Source organism: Amycolatopsis sp. lyj-90 (genome assembly GCF_046549035.1).
In the GTDB taxonomy this organism is placed as follows: Bacteria; Actinomycetota; Actinomycetes; order Mycobacteriales; family Pseudonocardiaceae; genus Amycolatopsis.
This window is the reverse complement of sequence record NZ_JAJPWP010000015.1, coordinates 100,319-118,112: the sequence shown is the minus strand read 5'-3', so window position 1 is coordinate 118,112 and position 17,794 is coordinate 100,319. Positions and strand designations below refer to the sequence as shown.

5 protein-coding genes are annotated in these 17,794 nt (G+C 66.5%); 3 read left to right on the top strand and 2 right to left on the bottom strand.

The features are described 5' to 3' along the window. Positions 1-48 precede the first annotated feature (48 nt). Positions 49-777, top strand: a complete 729-nt coding sequence (locus tag ACLJPX_RS41090; protein WP_410605606.1) for an alpha/beta fold hydrolase — start codon at positions 49-51, stop codon at positions 775-777. On the opposite strand, the gene ACLJPX_RS41085 is transcribed toward ACLJPX_RS41090, so the two are convergent. Further along, a complete protein-coding gene (locus ACLJPX_RS41085) occupies positions 774-2,255 on the bottom strand; it encodes a PLP-dependent aminotransferase family protein (RefSeq protein ID WP_410605605.1) in 1,482 nt (493 codons plus the stop codon). The genes ACLJPX_RS41090 and ACLJPX_RS41085 overlap by 4 nt on opposite strands. Positions 2,256-2,267: 12 nt before the next feature. Then, positions 2,268-5,876, bottom strand: a complete 3,609-nt coding sequence (gene metH, locus ACLJPX_RS41080; protein WP_410605604.1) for a methionine synthase — start codon at positions 5,874-5,876, stop codon at positions 2,268-2,270. A 630-nt stretch (positions 5,877-6,506) separates the two neighbouring features. Between metH and ACLJPX_RS41075 the strand changes: the two genes are divergently transcribed. Together ACLJPX_RS41075 and ACLJPX_RS41070 are read left to right on the top strand one after the other, a co-directional pair. Then, entirely contained in the window at positions 6,507-8,372 is a 1,866-nt protein-coding gene (locus tag ACLJPX_RS41075) for a tachylectin-related carbohydrate-binding protein (protein WP_410605603.1), read from the top strand. Positions 8,373-8,522: 150 nt separating this feature from the next. Beyond that, positions 8,523-17,792, top strand: coding sequence for a LamG-like jellyroll fold domain-containing protein (locus ACLJPX_RS41070; RefSeq protein WP_410605602.1), 9,270 nt, complete (start codon positions 8,523-8,525; stop codon positions 17,790-17,792). The last annotated feature ends 2 nt before the right edge of the window (positions 17,793-17,794 follow it).

Below are 17,794 nucleotides of genomic sequence, written 5' to 3'. Positions count from 1 at the left end.
GCTCCGAACACTAGCCCGCGGACGGGGGACTGGGGAAAGATCCGTCCGGTGGAAACCCTGAAGATGCGCACCGCCGGAACCGATGGCCCCGCCGTGCTCCTGCTGCACGGTCTCGGCGCGACGGGAGCGGTCTGGGACGGCCTCATGGCGGAGCCGGGATATCGCTGGCTGGCGCCCGACCTGCCGGGACACGGGGGATCGGCCCGGTTGCCGCACTACTCGTTCGGCGGTCTGGCCGCGGCGGTCGCCGACGCGCTCCCGGAACGCGGCCCGCTGCTGGTGATCGGCCATTCCCTGGGCGGCGTGGTCGGGCTGGCGCTGGCCAGTGGCTGGTTCGGGGTGAAGGTCGCCGGGCTGTTCGCGATCGGCGTCAAGGTCGAATGGAGCGAGGCCGACCTTTCGAGGGCGGCCGCCATGGCGGCCAAGCCGCCGAGGGTGTTCCCGACCCGTGAGGACGCCGAACGCGGCTTCCTCAAGATCGCCGGTCTCGTCGGGATCGCCGAGGCAGACCCCGACGGCGTGGCCGAAACCGAAGGCGGCTGGCGGCTTGCGCTGGACCCGCGCGCGTTCGGCGTCGGCGCTCCCGACATGCGTGGCCTGCTCGGCGCGGCACGCTGCCCGGTCGTCCTCGCGGCCGGGGAGCACGACCCCATGAGCCGCCCCGAGCAGCTTCGCGCGCTCAGCCCGCACTCCGCCGTACTCCGGGGACTCGGCCACAACGCTCACGTCGAGGACCCGTCCTCGCTGCTGCCCTTCCCCCGGCAATTCGTCCTCTAGTTGCGGTAGTTCGACCGCGAACTACCGCGACCAGAGGACGAAACGCGGGGAATCTTGCCCAGGGCGGCGATGCCTTCGGCGATGTCGGTCGCCGGGCTCGCCCCATAGCCGAGGACGAGACCCGGATTCATCGGCCGCTGGCAGTGCCACGACAGGGGTTGCACCTTCACGCCCTGCTCCAGCGCGGCGGCGGCGAAGTCGAGATCGGAGAACTCGGCGTCGAAGGTGATCGTCAGGTGCAACCCGGCGGCCGCGCCGTGCACCACGGCGTCCGGGAGATGGGCCCGGAGCGCGTCGATCATCGCGTCGCGCCGTCGGCGGTGCCGTTTGCGCACGAACCGCAGCTGCCGCTCCATCTCGCCGGATTCCATGAGATGCGCGAGCACCAGTTGCGGGAGGACGGCGTTGCCGAGGTCGGCGAACCGTTTGGCCGCGACCACCTCGTCCCGGTACCGCGGCGGCACCAGCATCCAGCCCACCCGGAGCGCGGGCGCGAGCCACTTCGACACGCTGCCCGCGTAGCAGACCTGTTCGGCCAGCATCGAGCGCAGCGCGGGGACCGGCGGACGGTCGTAGCGGTGCTCGGCGTCGTAGTCGTCCTCGATGATGAGCCCGCCGTCCGCGGCCCAGCGCATGAGCTCACGACGGCGCTCCCCGCCGAGCACGACACCGGTCGGGAACTGGTGCGCGGGCGTGAGCAGGACGGCGGGCGCGCCGCTGCGGACGAGTTCGTCGACGTCGATCCCGTCCTCGTCGACGCGGATCGGCGGCGTCGCCAGCCGCCGGTCGTGCAGATGCTGCCGCGCGCCCAGCGAGCTCGGATCCTCGACGGCGATCTCGGAGATCCCGTTGTCGCACAGCACCTGGGCCAGCAACCCGAGGCCCTGCGCGACGCCGGCGACGATCAGGACGTCGTCGGCGTCGGCGGTGATGCCGCGGGTGCGGGCGATCCAGCGCGCGATGGCCAGCCGCAGCGCGGGCGCGCCACGCGGGTCGCCGTAGCCGAAGGCCGCCGCCGAGAGGTCGTTGAGCACGGTGCGTTCGGCGCGCAGCCAAGCCGTCCTCGGGAAGGCCGTCAGATCCGGCACGCCGGGGGACAGGTCGATCTTCGCCGGTGTCGACCGCAGTGAATCGAAGACGCCGATCCCGGGGGCGGGCTGGAAGATCGTGCCCGCCGACGGCGGCCCGGGCGCCGTTTGCTCCTTCGTCCTCGCGGGCGCCGCGACGACCACGGTGCCCGCGCGGCCGCGTCCGGCGACGTGGCCGTCTTCGACCAGCCGTTGATAGGCCTCGGTGACCACGCCGCGCGAGACCCGCAGGTCCGCGGCCAGCGCCCTGGTCGCGGGCAGCCTGCTGCCGACCGGCAGGCGGCCGTCGGAGATGGCGTGCCGCAGCCGCGACGCCAGCCAGTCCGACCGGCGCCCCGGCGGCGCGTCACCGATGTCCAGCTGCAGGAAGTCCGAGCCCTCGGCAGTCACCTGATCATTGTGTCATTCGGGCTCGTAGGCGAGGTTCGGGCGCAGCCATTGCTCCATAGTGGACAGTTCGAGGCCGCGCCGGACGGCGTAGTCCTCGACCTGGTCCTTGCCGAGCCGTCCGACGGTGAAGTACTTCGACTCGGGGTGGGCGAAGATCAGCCCGGACACGCTCGCCGCGGGCGACATCGCGAAGGACTCCGTCAGCGTCATTCCGAGTTTGTCGGAGTCGAGCAGGTCGAACAGCTCCTGCTTCTCGCTGTGGTCCGGGCTGGCCGGGTAGCCGAGCGCGGGACGGATCCCGCGGAACCTCTCGGCGTGCAGGTCTTCCAGCTTCGGATCGGCGTCGGGCTCGAACCATTCCCGCCGTGCCTTCAGGTGGATGTACTCGGCGAACGCCTCGGCGAGCCTGTCCGCGAGCGCTTTCACCATGATGGCGCGGTAGTCGTCCTGCTTCGCTTCGAACTCGGCGGCGAAGTCCTCGGCACCGAGGATGGTGACCGCGAATCCGCCGAGGTGGTCGCCCGCCCCGGCAGGCGCGATGTAGTCGGACAGGCAGCGGTTCGGCCGCTCCAGCGGTTTCTTCGTCTGCTGGCGCAGCATCGGGAACTTGACTCCCGACTCCAGGATGATGTCGTCGCCCTCGGAGTGCGCCGGCCAGAACGCGTACGCGCCCTTGGCCTGGAACCGCTCCTCGGCGATGATCTGGTCCATCAGGGTGTTCGCGTCGTCGAACAGCTCCTGCGCGACCGGGTTCGAGAGGATCGCCGGGTACTTGCCCTTCAGCTCCCAGGCCAGGAACAGGAAGGTCCAGTCGACCATCTCGCGCAGTTCGGTGAGCGTCGGCGAGACGTACCGGACGCCGGTGAACTCGGGCGTCGGGACCTCGTCGAAGGAGACCTTCTCCGGGTTCGCCCTGGCCTGCGCGACCGTCAGCAGCGGGGTGCGCTGCTTGTTGGCGTGCTGCTCACGCAGCTTCTCCTGGTCGGCCCGGTTGTTCTTGTCGAGGATCTCGGCGCGGTCCGCGTCGAGCAGGTCACCGACGACACCGACGACGCGGGAGGCGTCGAGGACGTGCACGGTCGTGTTCTCGTACGCGGGCGCGATGCGGACCGCGGTGTGCTGGCGTGACGTGGTCGCGCCGCCGATCAGCAGCGGGAGCTTCAGCCCGCGCCGCTCCATTTCGGTGGCGACGTTGACCATCTCGTCCAGCGACGGCGTGATCAGGCCGGAGAGGCCGATGGCGTCGGCGCCCTCGGAGACGGCGGTGTCCAGGATGACCGATGCCTGGACCATCACACCGAGGTCGATCACCTCGTAGTTGTTGCAGCCGAGGACGACGCCGACGATGTTCTTGCCGATGTCGTGCACGTCGCCCTTGACCGTCGCCAGGACGACCTTTCCGTTGCCCTGGCGGGTTTCGACCCGGCCTTCGAGACGCGCCTTCTCCTTCTCGGCCTCCATGTACGGCTCGAGATAGGCCACCGACCGCTTCATCACGCGGGCGCTCTTGACCACCTGCGGCAGGAACATCTTCCCGGATCCGAACAGGTCGCCGACGATCTTCATGCCGTCCATCAGCGGGCCTTCGATGACCTCGAGCGGCCTCGGCAGCTTCTGACGCGCTTCCTCGGTGTCCTCTTCGATGTAGTCGACGATGCCGTGCACCAGCGCGTGACTGAGCCGTGCCTCGACCGTGCCTTCGCGCCAGGACAGGTCGATGACGCGCTGGGTTCCCTTGCCACTGACCGTTTCCGCGAAGGTGACCAGCCTGTCGGTGGCGTCTTCACGGCGATCGAAGAGGACGTCCTCGACCAGTTCCAGCAGATCCTTGGGGATGTCCTCGTAGACCGCGAGCTGCCCGGCGTTGACGATGCCCATGTCCAGCCCGGCGCGCACCGCGTACAGCAGGAAGGCGGAGTGCATCGCCTCGCGGACGATGTTGTTGCCGCGGAAGGAGAACGAGAGGTTCGAGATACCGCCGCTGATGCGCACGCCGGGACAGCGTTCCTTGATCCGCGGCAGCGCGTCGATGAACGCCTTGGCGTACCCGTTGTGCTCGGAGATACCGGTCGCGACCGCGAGCACGTTCGGGTCGAAGATGATGTCCTCGGCGACGAAACCGGCCTTCTGCGTCAGCAGATCGTAGGCACGTCCACAGATCGCGACCTTCCGGTCGGCGGTGTCGGCCTGGCCCTGCTCGTCGAAGGCCATCACGACCACGCCCGCGCCGTAGTCGCGGATGCGCCGGGCCTGCTGGAGGAACTGCTCCTCGCCTTCCTTGAGGCTGATGGAGTTGACGACTCCCTTGCCCTGCACGCATTTCAGCCCGGCTTCGAGGACCGTCCAGCGCGAGCTGTCGATCATGATCGGCAGCCGGGCGACCTCGGGTTCGGTGGCGATGAGGTTGAGGAACGTGGTCATCGCTTTTTCGCTGTCGAGCAGGTCGGCGTCCATGTTGACGTCCAGCAGGTTCGCCCCGCCGCGGACCTGCTCCAGCGCGACGTCGACGGCGGCCTGGTGGTCGTCGGCCTCGATCAGCTTGCGGAACTTGGCGGACCCGGTGACGTTGGTCCGCTCGCCGATCATGACGAAGCCGGTGTCCTTGCCGATCTCGAACGGTTCGAGCCCGCTGAACCGGGTGCTCGCCTTCGGGTCCGGAACGGTCCGCGGCGCCATCCCGCGGACCGCGTCGGCGATCTCCTTGATGTGCGCGGGAGTCGTGCCGCAGCAGCCGCCGACGACGTTGACCATCCCCGACGTGGCGAAGTCGCCGAGCAGCCCGCCGGTCTCCTCGGGCGTCTGGTCGTACCCGCCGAACGCGTTCGGCAGTCCGGCGTTGGGGTGACAGGCCGTGTAGGTGCCCGCGAGGCGGGACAGTTCGGCGATGTGCGGCCGCATTTCCTCGGCGCCCAGCGAACAGTTGACACCGACCAGCAGCGGTTCCGCGTGCTCGATGGAACTCCAGAACGCCTCGACCGTCTGCCCGGACAGCGTCCGGCCGCTCAGGTCGACGATCGTGACCGAGATCCACAGCGGCAGATGCGGCGCGACGTCGCGAGCGGCTGAGATCGCGGCCTTGCAGTTGAGGGTGTCGAAGATGGTCTCGATGAGCAGCAGATCGACGCCGCCCTCGGCGAGCGCCTTGATCTGATCCGCATATGAGGCGTACACCTCGTCGAAGGTCACCGCGCGGAACGCCGGGTCCTCGACCTTCGGCGACAGCGACAACGTGACGTTCAGCGGCCCGACCGACCCGGCGACGAACTTCCCGCCCGCCGCGTCCGCCGCCTCGCGCGCGATCTGGGCGCCGCGGAGGTTCATCTCGTACGCGAGGTTCTCGAGCCCGTAGTCCGCCTGGCCGATGGTGGTGGCGGTGAACGTGTTCGTCGTCGTGATGTCCGCGCCGGCGTCGAGATACTGGCGGTGGATGTCGAGGACGACGTCCGGTCTGGTGATGTTCAGCAGGTCGGGGTCGCCGGTGATGTCACGGGGGTGATCCTGGAACCGCTCGGTGCGGTAATCCTCTGGCTTGAGGCCGGCGTTCTGGAGCATCGACCCCCACGCGCCGTCGAGCACGACGATGCGCTCTTCCAGCAGCTTTCGCAGGGCGGTCGTTTCCATCCAGCGCTCCTCCCATGTCGTGGGAGGCGCCCTTGCGGTGATGTCCGGGGCCGAGCGTGGCGGACTCAGCGGTCCGTTGCAGCGCCTCTCGACCTTGGCGACCAGAGTACCGGATTCGCTGCCTGGATCGTTACCCGAAGTCGCCGTCCGCGACCAGGACTCGCAGCTTGTCCGCGAGTCGGCTGCTCAGGCGGGTACAGGGCGTGACTGTGGCCACTTTCACCGGAGGATGAATGTCCACAACCTGGGACGACGCTCGTCGGATGTGGGCCGAACGGCGCAACTGTAAAAGATTCAGTAACAGGGTCCGGAGCGTGCCGATGTGATCATCGGATGGCTCGCGGGAGGGCGAGCCCAGCCGGCAACGGAGGTAGGGCGCTCAGGGGAGGGGACGCAGTCCGGTCAGTGAGATCGGGACGCATCTTCGTTTGTTCGAACGGCGGTTCGCTGACGCCGTGTATTCACGATTCACCCAGGGTTTCTCACTGCTCCATCACGGTTCCGTGGTGGAGCGGATCAACGCTGCCCGAACGGCCTTCATCATCTCGAAAAAGGATTCACATGCGTCAGAGACGGTCTGTTCAGAGACCTGCGATTCTTTGCTCCGCGTTCACCATCGCGCTCAGCGGGGTGGCCGCGACCGTGGGGGCGCAGGTGGCGTCCGCCGAGACGATCACCTGCCGGGCGAACGCGGGTGTCTTCTACACGAAACCGGACACGGTCCTGGAGCTGGACCGGCACAACGAGCCCGAGACCGGCGCCAACTCCTGGGTGGGCAGGGCGACGATCGGCAACACCTGGGCGGGGAAGACGCTCGCGGGCCCTGATGGCCGCATGTACTTGATCACCGACAACGGTGATGTCACCCGTCAGCGCCGGCTCGCCACCGGCTGGGAGAACGGTGGCGCGGGCCAGGTCATCGCTACCGGCTGGTACGGCGTGACCCTTGCCGCCTATCGCAACCGGATCACCGTCGACGCCGCAGGTGACTTCTATTGGTCGCACGACGGCATCCTCGCGTGGATGCACTATGACGAGGCGACCAAGGTCTGGACAGACCGGCTGATCGACACCGGGTGGACGACGGCCAGATATGACCTGATCGTCGGCGCCGGTGCCGGTGTCTTCTACGCGCGTACGCCAGCTGGAGCACTACACCGGTTCCAATACGACGCGGCGAGTCAGCGCTGGATCGAATACGGGACTGTCGTCAGTACGAACGGCTGGCAGAACAACGCTCAGGTCGCGGCTGCCGGCGGAGACGTCATCTACGCCATCGACAAGAACAACGGCCAGGTGAAGTGGCACCGGTACCTCGGTGGAGGTACTTGGGCGCCTGGACCCAAGGTCATCGGTACGGTCGGCGCGGACTGGCAGATCGCCGTCACGACGGACGAGTGCAAGCTCGTCAACACCAACCAGCCCGTCCGCCCCACCGTCCCCGCCCGCCCCAATGCCGCCACCAACGTCATCGAGGGCGCGGCCGGACGGTTCCAGTACTTCTATACGGACGACTTCGGTCGCCTGATCCACGGTCGTCAGCGCACCGATGACACCGCCATCGTCGAGTTCACGACGGTCCCCGGTTACCAGCAGTACGTCGGCACGCCCAGTGCGGTCCGCGTCGCGGACGACACGCTCCGGGTCGCCGCTTTGGGCAAGGACAGCGAAACAAGGACGAGCACTCAGGCTCCCAACACGACGACCTGGACTTCGGCCGCAGGAGCAGGCGGCTGGATGCCGGGGCCTGCCGTGTCGGCCCAGCGTAACGGCGTGCTCTCACTGTTCGCGACAGATGCCGGCGGCAAGCTCTGGGTCAGAGATCAGGATCCGGCGTCGAAGCAGTTGCTTCCGTGGCGCGTCCTCCAGTCCTCGGGCTTGAGCTCCGATGTCACCGCCGTCGCCCACACCGACGGAATCGACCTCCTCGTCCGCACCACTTCGGGTGCCTACACCAAGTCGTCCTATGTGAACGGTGTGCTGGGGCCGTGGATCGCCGTTCCCGGGACCGGCTGGACGAATCCCACGGCGGCGGTGGCCAATCCGGACAACAACCTCCAGGCTTTCGCGATCCAGCCTGACGGGAGCGTCGTCACCCAGCGGGAGATGGCAGACGGCTTCACCGGCACCTGGAAGGTGCTTTCCGGAGTTGTGGCCAACGGGGCACCCGCGGTGGCCATGGATTCGGGCGGCATCGTCCATGTCGCGGTGCGGGCCAACGACGGTTTCGTCTACCAGACCGAGCAGCAGGCTCCGGGCAGCGGCGCGTATCGAGCCTGGGAACGGCTCGCCGATTCGCGTACCGGTGCGTCGTACCAAACGGCCACGGACCCGTCCATGGTGACTCGTGCTGCAGGCGGGGTCATCGCCACCTTCCGTGACCTGGACGGCATCTCGTACATCTACGAGTCCACGACACCGGCCACCACGGCGCGGTCGGCCGAGACGCCTCGATCCGTCTTCACCGGCGGGCCGGCGCCGAAGCCGAACATCTGACAGACACATCGGGCGTGATCGTGCGAAACCGCTTCGGCGGGTTCGCACGATCACGCCTGGACGAGTCAGCGACCCAGCCGGACTTCCTTTCCCCGACTTAGGTGGTTCCCCATGTTCTCTCGTCGCGGTTCAAGCGCGCGCAAAAAGTCCGTGCCGTCACGATCGTTGCTGGCCGTGATGGTCCTCGCGCTGATGGCCGGGGTGATCGGCCCGGCCGCGCGCAACGAGACACCAGGCTCGGCCGACGGAGCGGAACGGCTGGCGCAGGCGATGGCGCTGTCACCCAAACAGAGGACAGGTTCCGCCTCCGGCCACGACGAAGACCAGGGCACGCCGAAGCCTGCAGGACCCAAGTCACTGCAATCGAAATTCCCCGAGGTGGGCGGGGGCGCCGAGACGGCGCGCGGCAATCAGGTTCGAGTCGAGAAAGGCCCGAGCGACGTCAAGGGCTTCGACAAGGCCACCAGCCGTGAACTCCCCGAGAAACGCACAGCCAAGGAACGCACGTACGCGAACACCGACGGCACGCAAACCACCGAATTCAGCCGCGACGACGTCAACTACCGGGCACCCGACGGCAAGTTCCAGCCCATCGACACCACGATCGTGCCGAACGCGGGTAAACCAGGCTGGCGAAACGCCGGGGACAACGTCGGGCTCGAGTTCGCGCCTTCGGCCGCGAAGGATCCGGTCGTCAATGTGATCGTCGATGCACGGCACCAGTTCGGCTACTCGGTCGACGGTGTCGCCGACACCGCGGGCGCGGTCTCGGGCAGCACCATCACCTACCCGTCGGTGAAAGCGGAATCCGATCTCCGCCTCGACGTCTTTCCCGGCGGCGTGAAGGAAACCCTGGTCCTCAAGTCACCGAACGCCCCGCACAGCTGGGTCTTCCCGCTGAAGCTGACCGGTCTCAAGGCCGCCATCGTCGACGGACGGGTGTCGTTGACCGACGAAAGTGGCCAGGAGGTCGCGCAGATCCCGCCAGGGGTGATGAACGACGCCAAGCTGGATCCGGCCAGCGGCGACTTCGCGACCTCGCATGGTGTCAGGTACCGGCTCATCGAGCACAAGGGACGGCCCGCGCTGCAAGTCGATCTCGACTCGGCTTGGCTTCGCGATCCGGCTCGTCAGTATCCGGTCGAGGTCGATCCCAGTGTGGACACCGGCAAGGCCAACAACAGCATGGTCGTGCAGAACGGGAGCCGCGGCGACGGCGGTTCCGAGCTGAAGGCGGGCACGACAGGAAGCATCAAGGCCGCGAGCTATCTGGCGTTCGACGGTATCCAGGACCGTCTTTACAATCACAAGATCTTCGGGGCTTACCTCAGCCTCGCCAATTCCTGGTCGTGGTCCTGCCAGCCGCGTCCGCTGTCGGTCCACCCGGTCATCGCGCCCTGGGGCAGCGGCGGAGGATTCCCCGGCCCTGCCTACGGTCCTGCTTTGACCGACTCGTCCTTCGCCCACGGATTCGTCGGACGCGGGCAGTCCCGATCCAGCTGTCCGGCTGCCTATGAACTGATCAATCTCGGTATCCCGGGACGTGATCTGGTGCAGCGCTGGGTCACCGGCGCGCAGGCGAACTACGGGCTCAGTATCCGTGCGTCGGAGACGGATCCCTTCGGCTGGAAGAAGTTCGCCGGGCACCGCACGGTGAACCCGCCGGTTCTCTACGTGACACACTCGATCTACGACGCCGAGTACCGAGTGGACTCCGGCGTGATCGATCCGCCGGTCACCAAGATCCAAGACGGCAAGATCAAGATCACGGTGACCAACCGAGGCGCCGAGACCTGGACCGGGCCGACGTACGCCCTGGGCTATCGGGCCTTCAAGACGAACGGGCAGCCGGTGGCGTCCATCGAGGCCGCGACCCTGGCCACGGATGTTCCGCGTGGCGCCTCGGTGACCCTCGAAGCGAAGATCAAGGCGATCGAGCCAGGGGACTACATCCTCGACTTCAGCATGCTGCGACGCGGTGGCGCCTGGTTCACCGACGAACAGATCCCGCCGATCAGGTTGATGATGAAGGTCATCGACGTACCGCCGGTGGTCAAAGCCCAGTATCCGCCGAACGGCTATTCCGCGCCGACCCTGACACCACAGTTGTGGGTCGACGCCGTCGACGTGGACGCGCCGCCGAACACCAACGGCCTGAAGTACCGGTTCGAAATCTGCGAGAACTATCGTCAGAACCCCGACGGGTCTCTGACCGGGGTTTCGTGCACGGACTCCGGATACGTCGACAAACGCACATGGACGGTTCCGAAGAACGCCTTGCGGTGGAGCAAGGACTACCAATGGCGTGCCTTCGCCTTCGATGGGAATTCCGAAAGCCAGAAGCTGCCGCCGAGTCATCTGCTGACCGCGGTGCCGCAGCCCGAGATCACGTCTCATCTGGCCAACGCGCCCTACAGCGGCGGCCCGTCGGACTTCGATCCTCAGACCGGCAACTACTACTCGAGCGCCGTGGACGCGACCGTCCGGGTCACCGGGCCGGAGCTCAGCGTCGCGCGCACCTACAACAGCCTCGATCCGCGACGGGACCTGATGTTCGGCGCGGGCTGGACCACCCGCTACGACATGCGCGTCGTCCCGGATGACGACGGCTCCGGCAACGTCGTCGTCACCTATTCCGACGGGCAGCAGATCCGGTTCGGCCGCAACGCGGACGGCACGTTCGCGGCGCCCGAGGGGCGCCAGATGGACTTCCACGCCGAGGTCGAAGGCGCGGGCGGTGGCTGGATGCTGGTCGACAGGTCGGCGACCGTCTACCGGTTCCGGCCCGACGGCAGGCTGATCACCGTCCACGATCAGAACGGCCGGTACATCGAGCTCGACTACGGAACGGTCGACCACCTCAGACGCGTCATCAGCAGGACGAGTGACCGGATCCTCTACTTCAAGTGGACCGGGAACCATGTCACGTCGGTGAGCACCGACCCGATCGACGGCAAACAGCTCACCTGGAACTACACCTACGACGGCGACAAGCTGAGCAAGGTCTGCGACCCGTACGGCGGGTGTACCGGATACGAGCAGACCGTCGGCTCCCATTACCGCAGCTCCGTCGTCGATTCGCGTCCCGCGTCGTACTGGCGGCTTGGAGAGAACGCCGGTGCCGACGCGAACAGCCAGGTGCAGACCAAACTCGGCAAGGACAAGGGGACTTACAAAGACGTCGGGCTGGGCCAGCCAGGTCCCTTGGCGAACGCGGGCGACACCGCGGCGTCCTTCAACGGGACGTCCTCGGTGATCACGTTGCCGGACGGTACCGTGAAGAAGAACCGCGACCTCTCGATCGAGCTCTGGTTCAAGACCACTCAGGGTGGTCCTTTGTTCGGGTATCAGAAAGCCCGGATCAACGAAACGCCGCAAGGCGCTGTTCCCGTGCTGTACGTGGGAACGGACGGCAAGCTGCGAGGTCAGTTCTGGAACGGCGCCGCCGGTCCCATCACTTCGTCGGGTCTGGTGAACGACGATCAATGGCACCACGTCGTGCTCTCCGGCTCACTCGCCACCCAGACGCTGTACCTGGACGGGCAAAAGGTCGGCACGGCCGCCGGTGAGATCCAGCATGACGACATCACCTTCAACCAGATCGGCGCCGCCTATACGGTTCCGCCGTCGTCATGGCCAGGCTGGGGAACCCAGCCACGCCGGTTCTTCTCCGGTTCGATCGACGAGGTCGCCTTCTACGAGTACCCCCTCGGTCAGACCGCCGCTCTCTCGCATTTCCAGGCGAGGGCGGGTGCGGACTACCTCTCGAAGATCACTCTGCCGAGCGGGCGGGTCGCCGCGAAGCTCTCCTACGATGTCGGCGCGGACCGTCTCAGCGAGTTCACGGACCGAAACGGCGGGAACTGGAAGATCGTCTCACCCGTCGTCACCGGGACGGCGACGAACCTGGTGCGAACGACGCAGGTCACCGACCCCGGGAACCGGCTTCACTTCTACGACTACGACCCTGCCCGAGGACGCATCCTGCGCTCCGTCGCGCCACTCGGCCAGGGAATCCGTGCCGAGGACCGGCTGGACAACGTAGGAAAGCCGACACCGGAACCCACCCCGGGCTGCCCGCCGACGGGCGGGTTCTGCGGCGGGCCCGTGAACGGGGGCAGTAACTGGGTCGGTGGGCCGGTGGTGGGCCTGGGTGTGCGGACCTATGACTACGACGACAAGGGCTTCCAGACGACGATCAGCGACGAACTGGGTGACCAGGTCGTGCTGACCAACGACGCGCGAGGCAACGTGACCTCTCGCAAGAGTTGCCGGGTCGCTCCCGGCGACTGCCAGACGAGCTACTACAGCTACTACTTCAACCCGAATGACGTCACGGACGCGCGAAACGACAAGATCCTTTCGTCACGCGACGCGCGTTCGTCGGATGCGAACGATGCCAGGTTCGCCACGATGTTCACCTACACCGACGGGTGGAGCCGCGGACTGCTCGCGACCCAGACGACGCCGGATGGCGCCGTTGTCCGGCACGTGTACACCGACGGTACGGAGGCGGCCGTCGGTGGCGGGAACGTCCCGAGTGGACTGATCGAAAAGACGACCGACCCTCGCGGCGGCGAGATCAGCTACTCCTATTACAAGAACGGTGATCTGGCCGAGCTCGTCAACGCGGCAGGCCTGATCACGAAGTACACCTACGACATGCTCGGGCGGAAGAAGTCCGAGACCCAGGTCAGCGACGCCAACCCGAACGGGGTCACGACCGCCTTCACCTACGACCTGCTCTCCAGGCAGGCCACGGCGACCAGTCCGGGATCGAACGACCCGGTCACCGGCGTGACCCATACCGCGCAACGCAAATCCGAATACGACGCGGACGGGAACGTCGTTCGCGACGAGGTCCTGGATCTGACGGGTGGTGACCCCAGTCGCGTCACGGCTTCCGCTTACGACGACTTCGGCAGGCCTCGCGAGGTTACGGACGCAGAGGGCAACAAGCGATTCTTCGGATACGATGGATTCGGCAACCGTACGTGGATGGTCGACCCGATCGGGAACAAGTACGAGTACGCCTACACCGCACGGAACGCGATCGCGGAAGTACGCCTGCGCGGTTGGCACGGTGGCACGGTCGATGCCGGGACTGGAGAAGGTGACGGTGACGGTGACGGTTCCCCCACGGCCTCGCTCACTCTCAAGTCGTTAGCCTACGACTTCGCCGGACGGTTGATCCGCGAGACGGACGCGGTGGGCCGCACCAACCGCTATCAGTACTACACCGACGACAAGCTGCGGAAGACGATCGCGACCGACGTGTCGGACCCGGACAACCCGTCGGGTCCCAAGACGAACGTCACGCTCAGCGAACTCATCTACGACGCCGCCGGAAACGTGATCCAGGAGGTCCGGCAGGGCGGCGGGGTGACTGCTTACGAGTACGACTCCACGGGCCGCCGGACGTCGCAGACCCACGATCCGGACGGGCTGGCCAACCGGAGCGAGTTCCAATACTCGCTCGCCGGCGACCTGACCGCGGTGACCCACACCGGGCGCAGCTCGAACAGTTCGCGCATCGACGCCGGACGGGTGGAGAGCACCGAGTTCGGCTATGACACCGCGGGCCGGAAGGTCAGCGAAGCCGTCCTCAATGGAGGGTCGCAGAAGTTCACCACCACCCAGACGTTCGATCAACGGGGACTCGTCACTTCGGTGACCGATCCGCGGGGGAACGCCGGTGGTGCGGACCCGGCGGCGTTCACCACGAACTTCGGGTACAACAGTGCCGGGCTCGCGACGATGGTGACCGGTCCCGCGGTGGACGTCGAAAGCGGCGGTGCCCCCGCGGCGCGGACGCGTCCCCAGACACAGACCGGGTTCAACACTTTCGGTGAGCCGACGGCGAAGCGGGATGCGAACGGTCATGTCAGCACGATGACTTACGACCGTCTCGGCAGGATCACTGACTCGTCGTCGCCGGAATATCGCAAACCCGGGGAAACGGCCGCGGCGAAGTCGGTGTCCAGGACGCAGTACGACGCCGCCGGCAAGGTCATCGCTTCCACCGACCCGAAGGGCGCTGTCACCCGGTACCGGTACGACCAGCTTGGCAGGTTGCTGGAGCGGGTCGATCCCCGGGCGGAGGCGGGCGATCAGGACGGCGGCGTCTGGAAGTACTCGTACACGAACGCCGGCGATCAGCTGTCGGTCACGGATCCGAACGGTTCGCGACAGGAGACGACCTACGACGATCTCGGACGTCCGATCACCGCCACCCAGCTGGAGCGGTACCCGCAGCCCGCGGCGTACACGACGAAGCTTCGCTATGACACGGCCGGAAACCTGAAGTCGACGACCTCGCCGTCCGGTGACATCACCAGGTTCGGCTACGATGCGCTCGGCCAGCGCGTCAACGCCACCGATCCCGCGAACGTCGTGACGCAGTTCGGCTACGACTTGGCGGGGAACCGCGTTCGTACCAGCGATGGCACCGGAAACACGCAGTACACGAGCATCGACGGGGCCGGTCGCCCGACCGGCAGCTTCGACCTCGACCCGAGTGAGCGCATCCTGCGGAAGTCCTCGGCGAGCTACGACGCGGCAGGCAACCGTCTGTCGACCACGGACCCCTACGGCCACACCGTCAAGTTCGCCTACGACGCGCAGGGGAGGATGACCCGGCAGGAGGAGCAGGTCTCGGCGACCGACTCGATCGTCACCGGCTTCGGTTACGACGCGGCCGGTCAGCGGACCCGGATCACCGACGGCCGGACCAACGCGACGATTCAGACCTTCAACTCGCTGGGCCTGCCTGAGTCCACCGTCGAACCCGTGACCGCCGCTCATCCGGAGCTCAAGGACCGGACGTGGACCACCGGTTACGACCTCAACGGCCAGGCCACGAACCTGCTGGCACCGGGCGGAGTGACTCGAGTACGCGAGTTCGACGCTCTGGGCCGGTTGACCGGTGAGACCGGTGGCGGTGCTTCGGAGCCGACAACGGAACGGAAGCGAAGCTTCGACCTCACGAGCCGTCTGACCAGTGTCGATTCCCCCGGCGGGGCCAAGGTGTTCACCTACAACGACAGGGGAGGGCTGCTCACCAGCACCGGTCCGACGACCGGGGTGTCGACCTACGAGTACGACAACTCGGGGCGTCTTGCCAAGCGTGTCGATGCTGCTGGGACGTCTTCCTTCACCTACGACAAGGGGAGGCTCGCGACGCAGACCGACGGGCTGACCGGCGTGCGGCAGGCGATCGGCTACGACGCCGGTGGCCGCGTCGGGACGGTCGACTACGGAGCAGGGCGAGTCAGAACGTTTGGCTACGACGATTTCGGACGCATGTCCTCCGACACGTTGAAGGGCGCCGGCAACGCGACGCTGGCTGGAGTGGCCTACGGCTACGACCTCGACGATCGCCTCACGACGAAGAACACCTCAGGCCCCGAGGGATCGCGTAGCAACGTCTATGGCTACGACTTCGCCGGCCGGATGACGTCGTGGACGGCGAGCGGTGAGAAAACCGAGTACTCGTGGGATAAGTCCGGCAACCGGACCAAATCCGGCGCCAAGACGGCCACGTTCGACGAACGGAACAGGCAGCTGACCGACGGGTCCACCACGTTCGCGTGGAGCCCCCGAGGCACTCTCGAGTCCCGGACCGACGCGGGTAACTCCGTGCAGTCGGGGTTCGATGCCTTCGACCGAGCGGTCAAGGAAGGCGCCAGCACCTACGGTTACGACGGCCTCGACCGGATGTCGGTCCGCAACGGGCAGACGTTCGGCTACGACGGAACCAGCCTGGACCTGATCACCGACGGCGCGGCCAAGTTCGCCCGCGGTGCAGGTGGCCAGCTGCTCGGCCAGCGTTCGGCGGCCGGGGTGTCGCAGATCGCGGTGACCGACAAGCACGGAGACGTCGTCGCAGGCATCGACCCGGCCGGTGGTCTGAGCGGCTCGACCACCTTCGACCCCTTCGGCAATAAGCTCGGCTCGACCGGGTCGACGTCGACGCTCGGGTACCAGTCCGACTACACGGATCCCGAGAGCGGGAACGTGGACATGGGCGCTCGGTGGTACTCGCCGGGGACGGGCACGTTCAACGCGCGGGACGACATCGCGCTGCCGAGTACTCCGTCGGTTTACATCAACCGCTACACCTACGGCAATGCCGCTCCGATGAACGGCATTGACGAAGACGGGCACATCAACAAATGGTTGTGCTTGATCTTCACGCCTTGGTGCTTCGTCGACCCGAGTGTCTTCATGCCTGCCCCGCCTGCTCAGCTGCAGCTTTCGAGCGGCGGAATTCGTGTCCACGGGAGCTATCTGGACGACGTGTCGGGCGGCAACTGGGGGCAGCCAAACGGTCCTGGCGAGCCATCCGGTGTCGGTCTCAGCGGCGGCACAGGCAAGAAGGGATCAGGCATAGGCCGCAGCCCTGGAACAGTTACCGGTAATCCAGGCCGTAGCGCGCCTGGTCCGGTGATCGACCACAGGGCCGCTGCTCAGCAGGCGGCCAAGAACAACCCGCTGCCGGTACCGAAGGCCGTGGCGCAGCCGGTTTACGGCGGCGGTGCTATCGCGCCGGTGTCGCCGAGTCCGCATCTCCCGGCGATCGCTGTCGGCGGAAGCGCTGCCGCGGACAACAACCTCAACAAGATCACGAACGCCGTGACCGGGGACGGTCCGATCGTCCGGAACGTCAATCAGTTGCCGCCGTCAGAACTGGGTGGAGCCAGCTCGTCGAACAACAGCGGCGGCTTCCCGTCGGTCTCAGACGTGCTCGACGTGATCCTTTCGCCCGTGAGCCTGGCCGGCATGCTCTGGCAGTTGGGCAAGGCTGACAGTCCCACGGAATTCGGCCATGGAGTACTGGACATTCTGGGTAACGTGCCGGTGCTGGGCGAACTTGCGGACCTCTGGAACGCTGCGTGGTACGCCGACGACGGTGATTCGTTGAATGCTGGGATATCCATGGCCGCAGCGATTCCATTTCTCGGTTGGGGTGCTGCGGCTGCCAAGGCCGGAAAGACCGGCCTGAAGAATATTGGTGAACTTCCGGTGGGCCTGTCTCCTGGGGTTTCAAGGAACGCCTTGGATCCGCATGAGTTCGCTCAAGCGCAAGCGATTGTCGGATTCAGGGGCGGGAACTTTGTTGGTAATACAACAAAGAAATTCCCTGGGATCGACGGTCACCTGGATGGCGCGCCAGTGAGCCTAAAGCAGTATACCGGCGACAAGCCAGCTGGCGTCTTGCGGCATGCTTCGAAGGCTGAGGAGTCCGCCAGAAAGGCAGGCTATCGTGATGTCGATCTCTATGTTGAGGCGAAAAACGTTGATCTGTCTAGAATGATTGATTTTGCAAAGGGCGGCCCTTTGCGTGACATGCCGCGGCAGGGTACAATTAAATCAATCTATGTCGAGACAGCTAATGGTTGGCTGGTGCTACCGGGGTGACT

Coding starts and splice junctions, on each gene's coding strand:
- metH (WP_410605604.1), bottom strand. CDS start 5,876: ATGGAAACGACCGCCCTGCGAAAGCTGCTGGAAGAGCGCATCGTCGTG.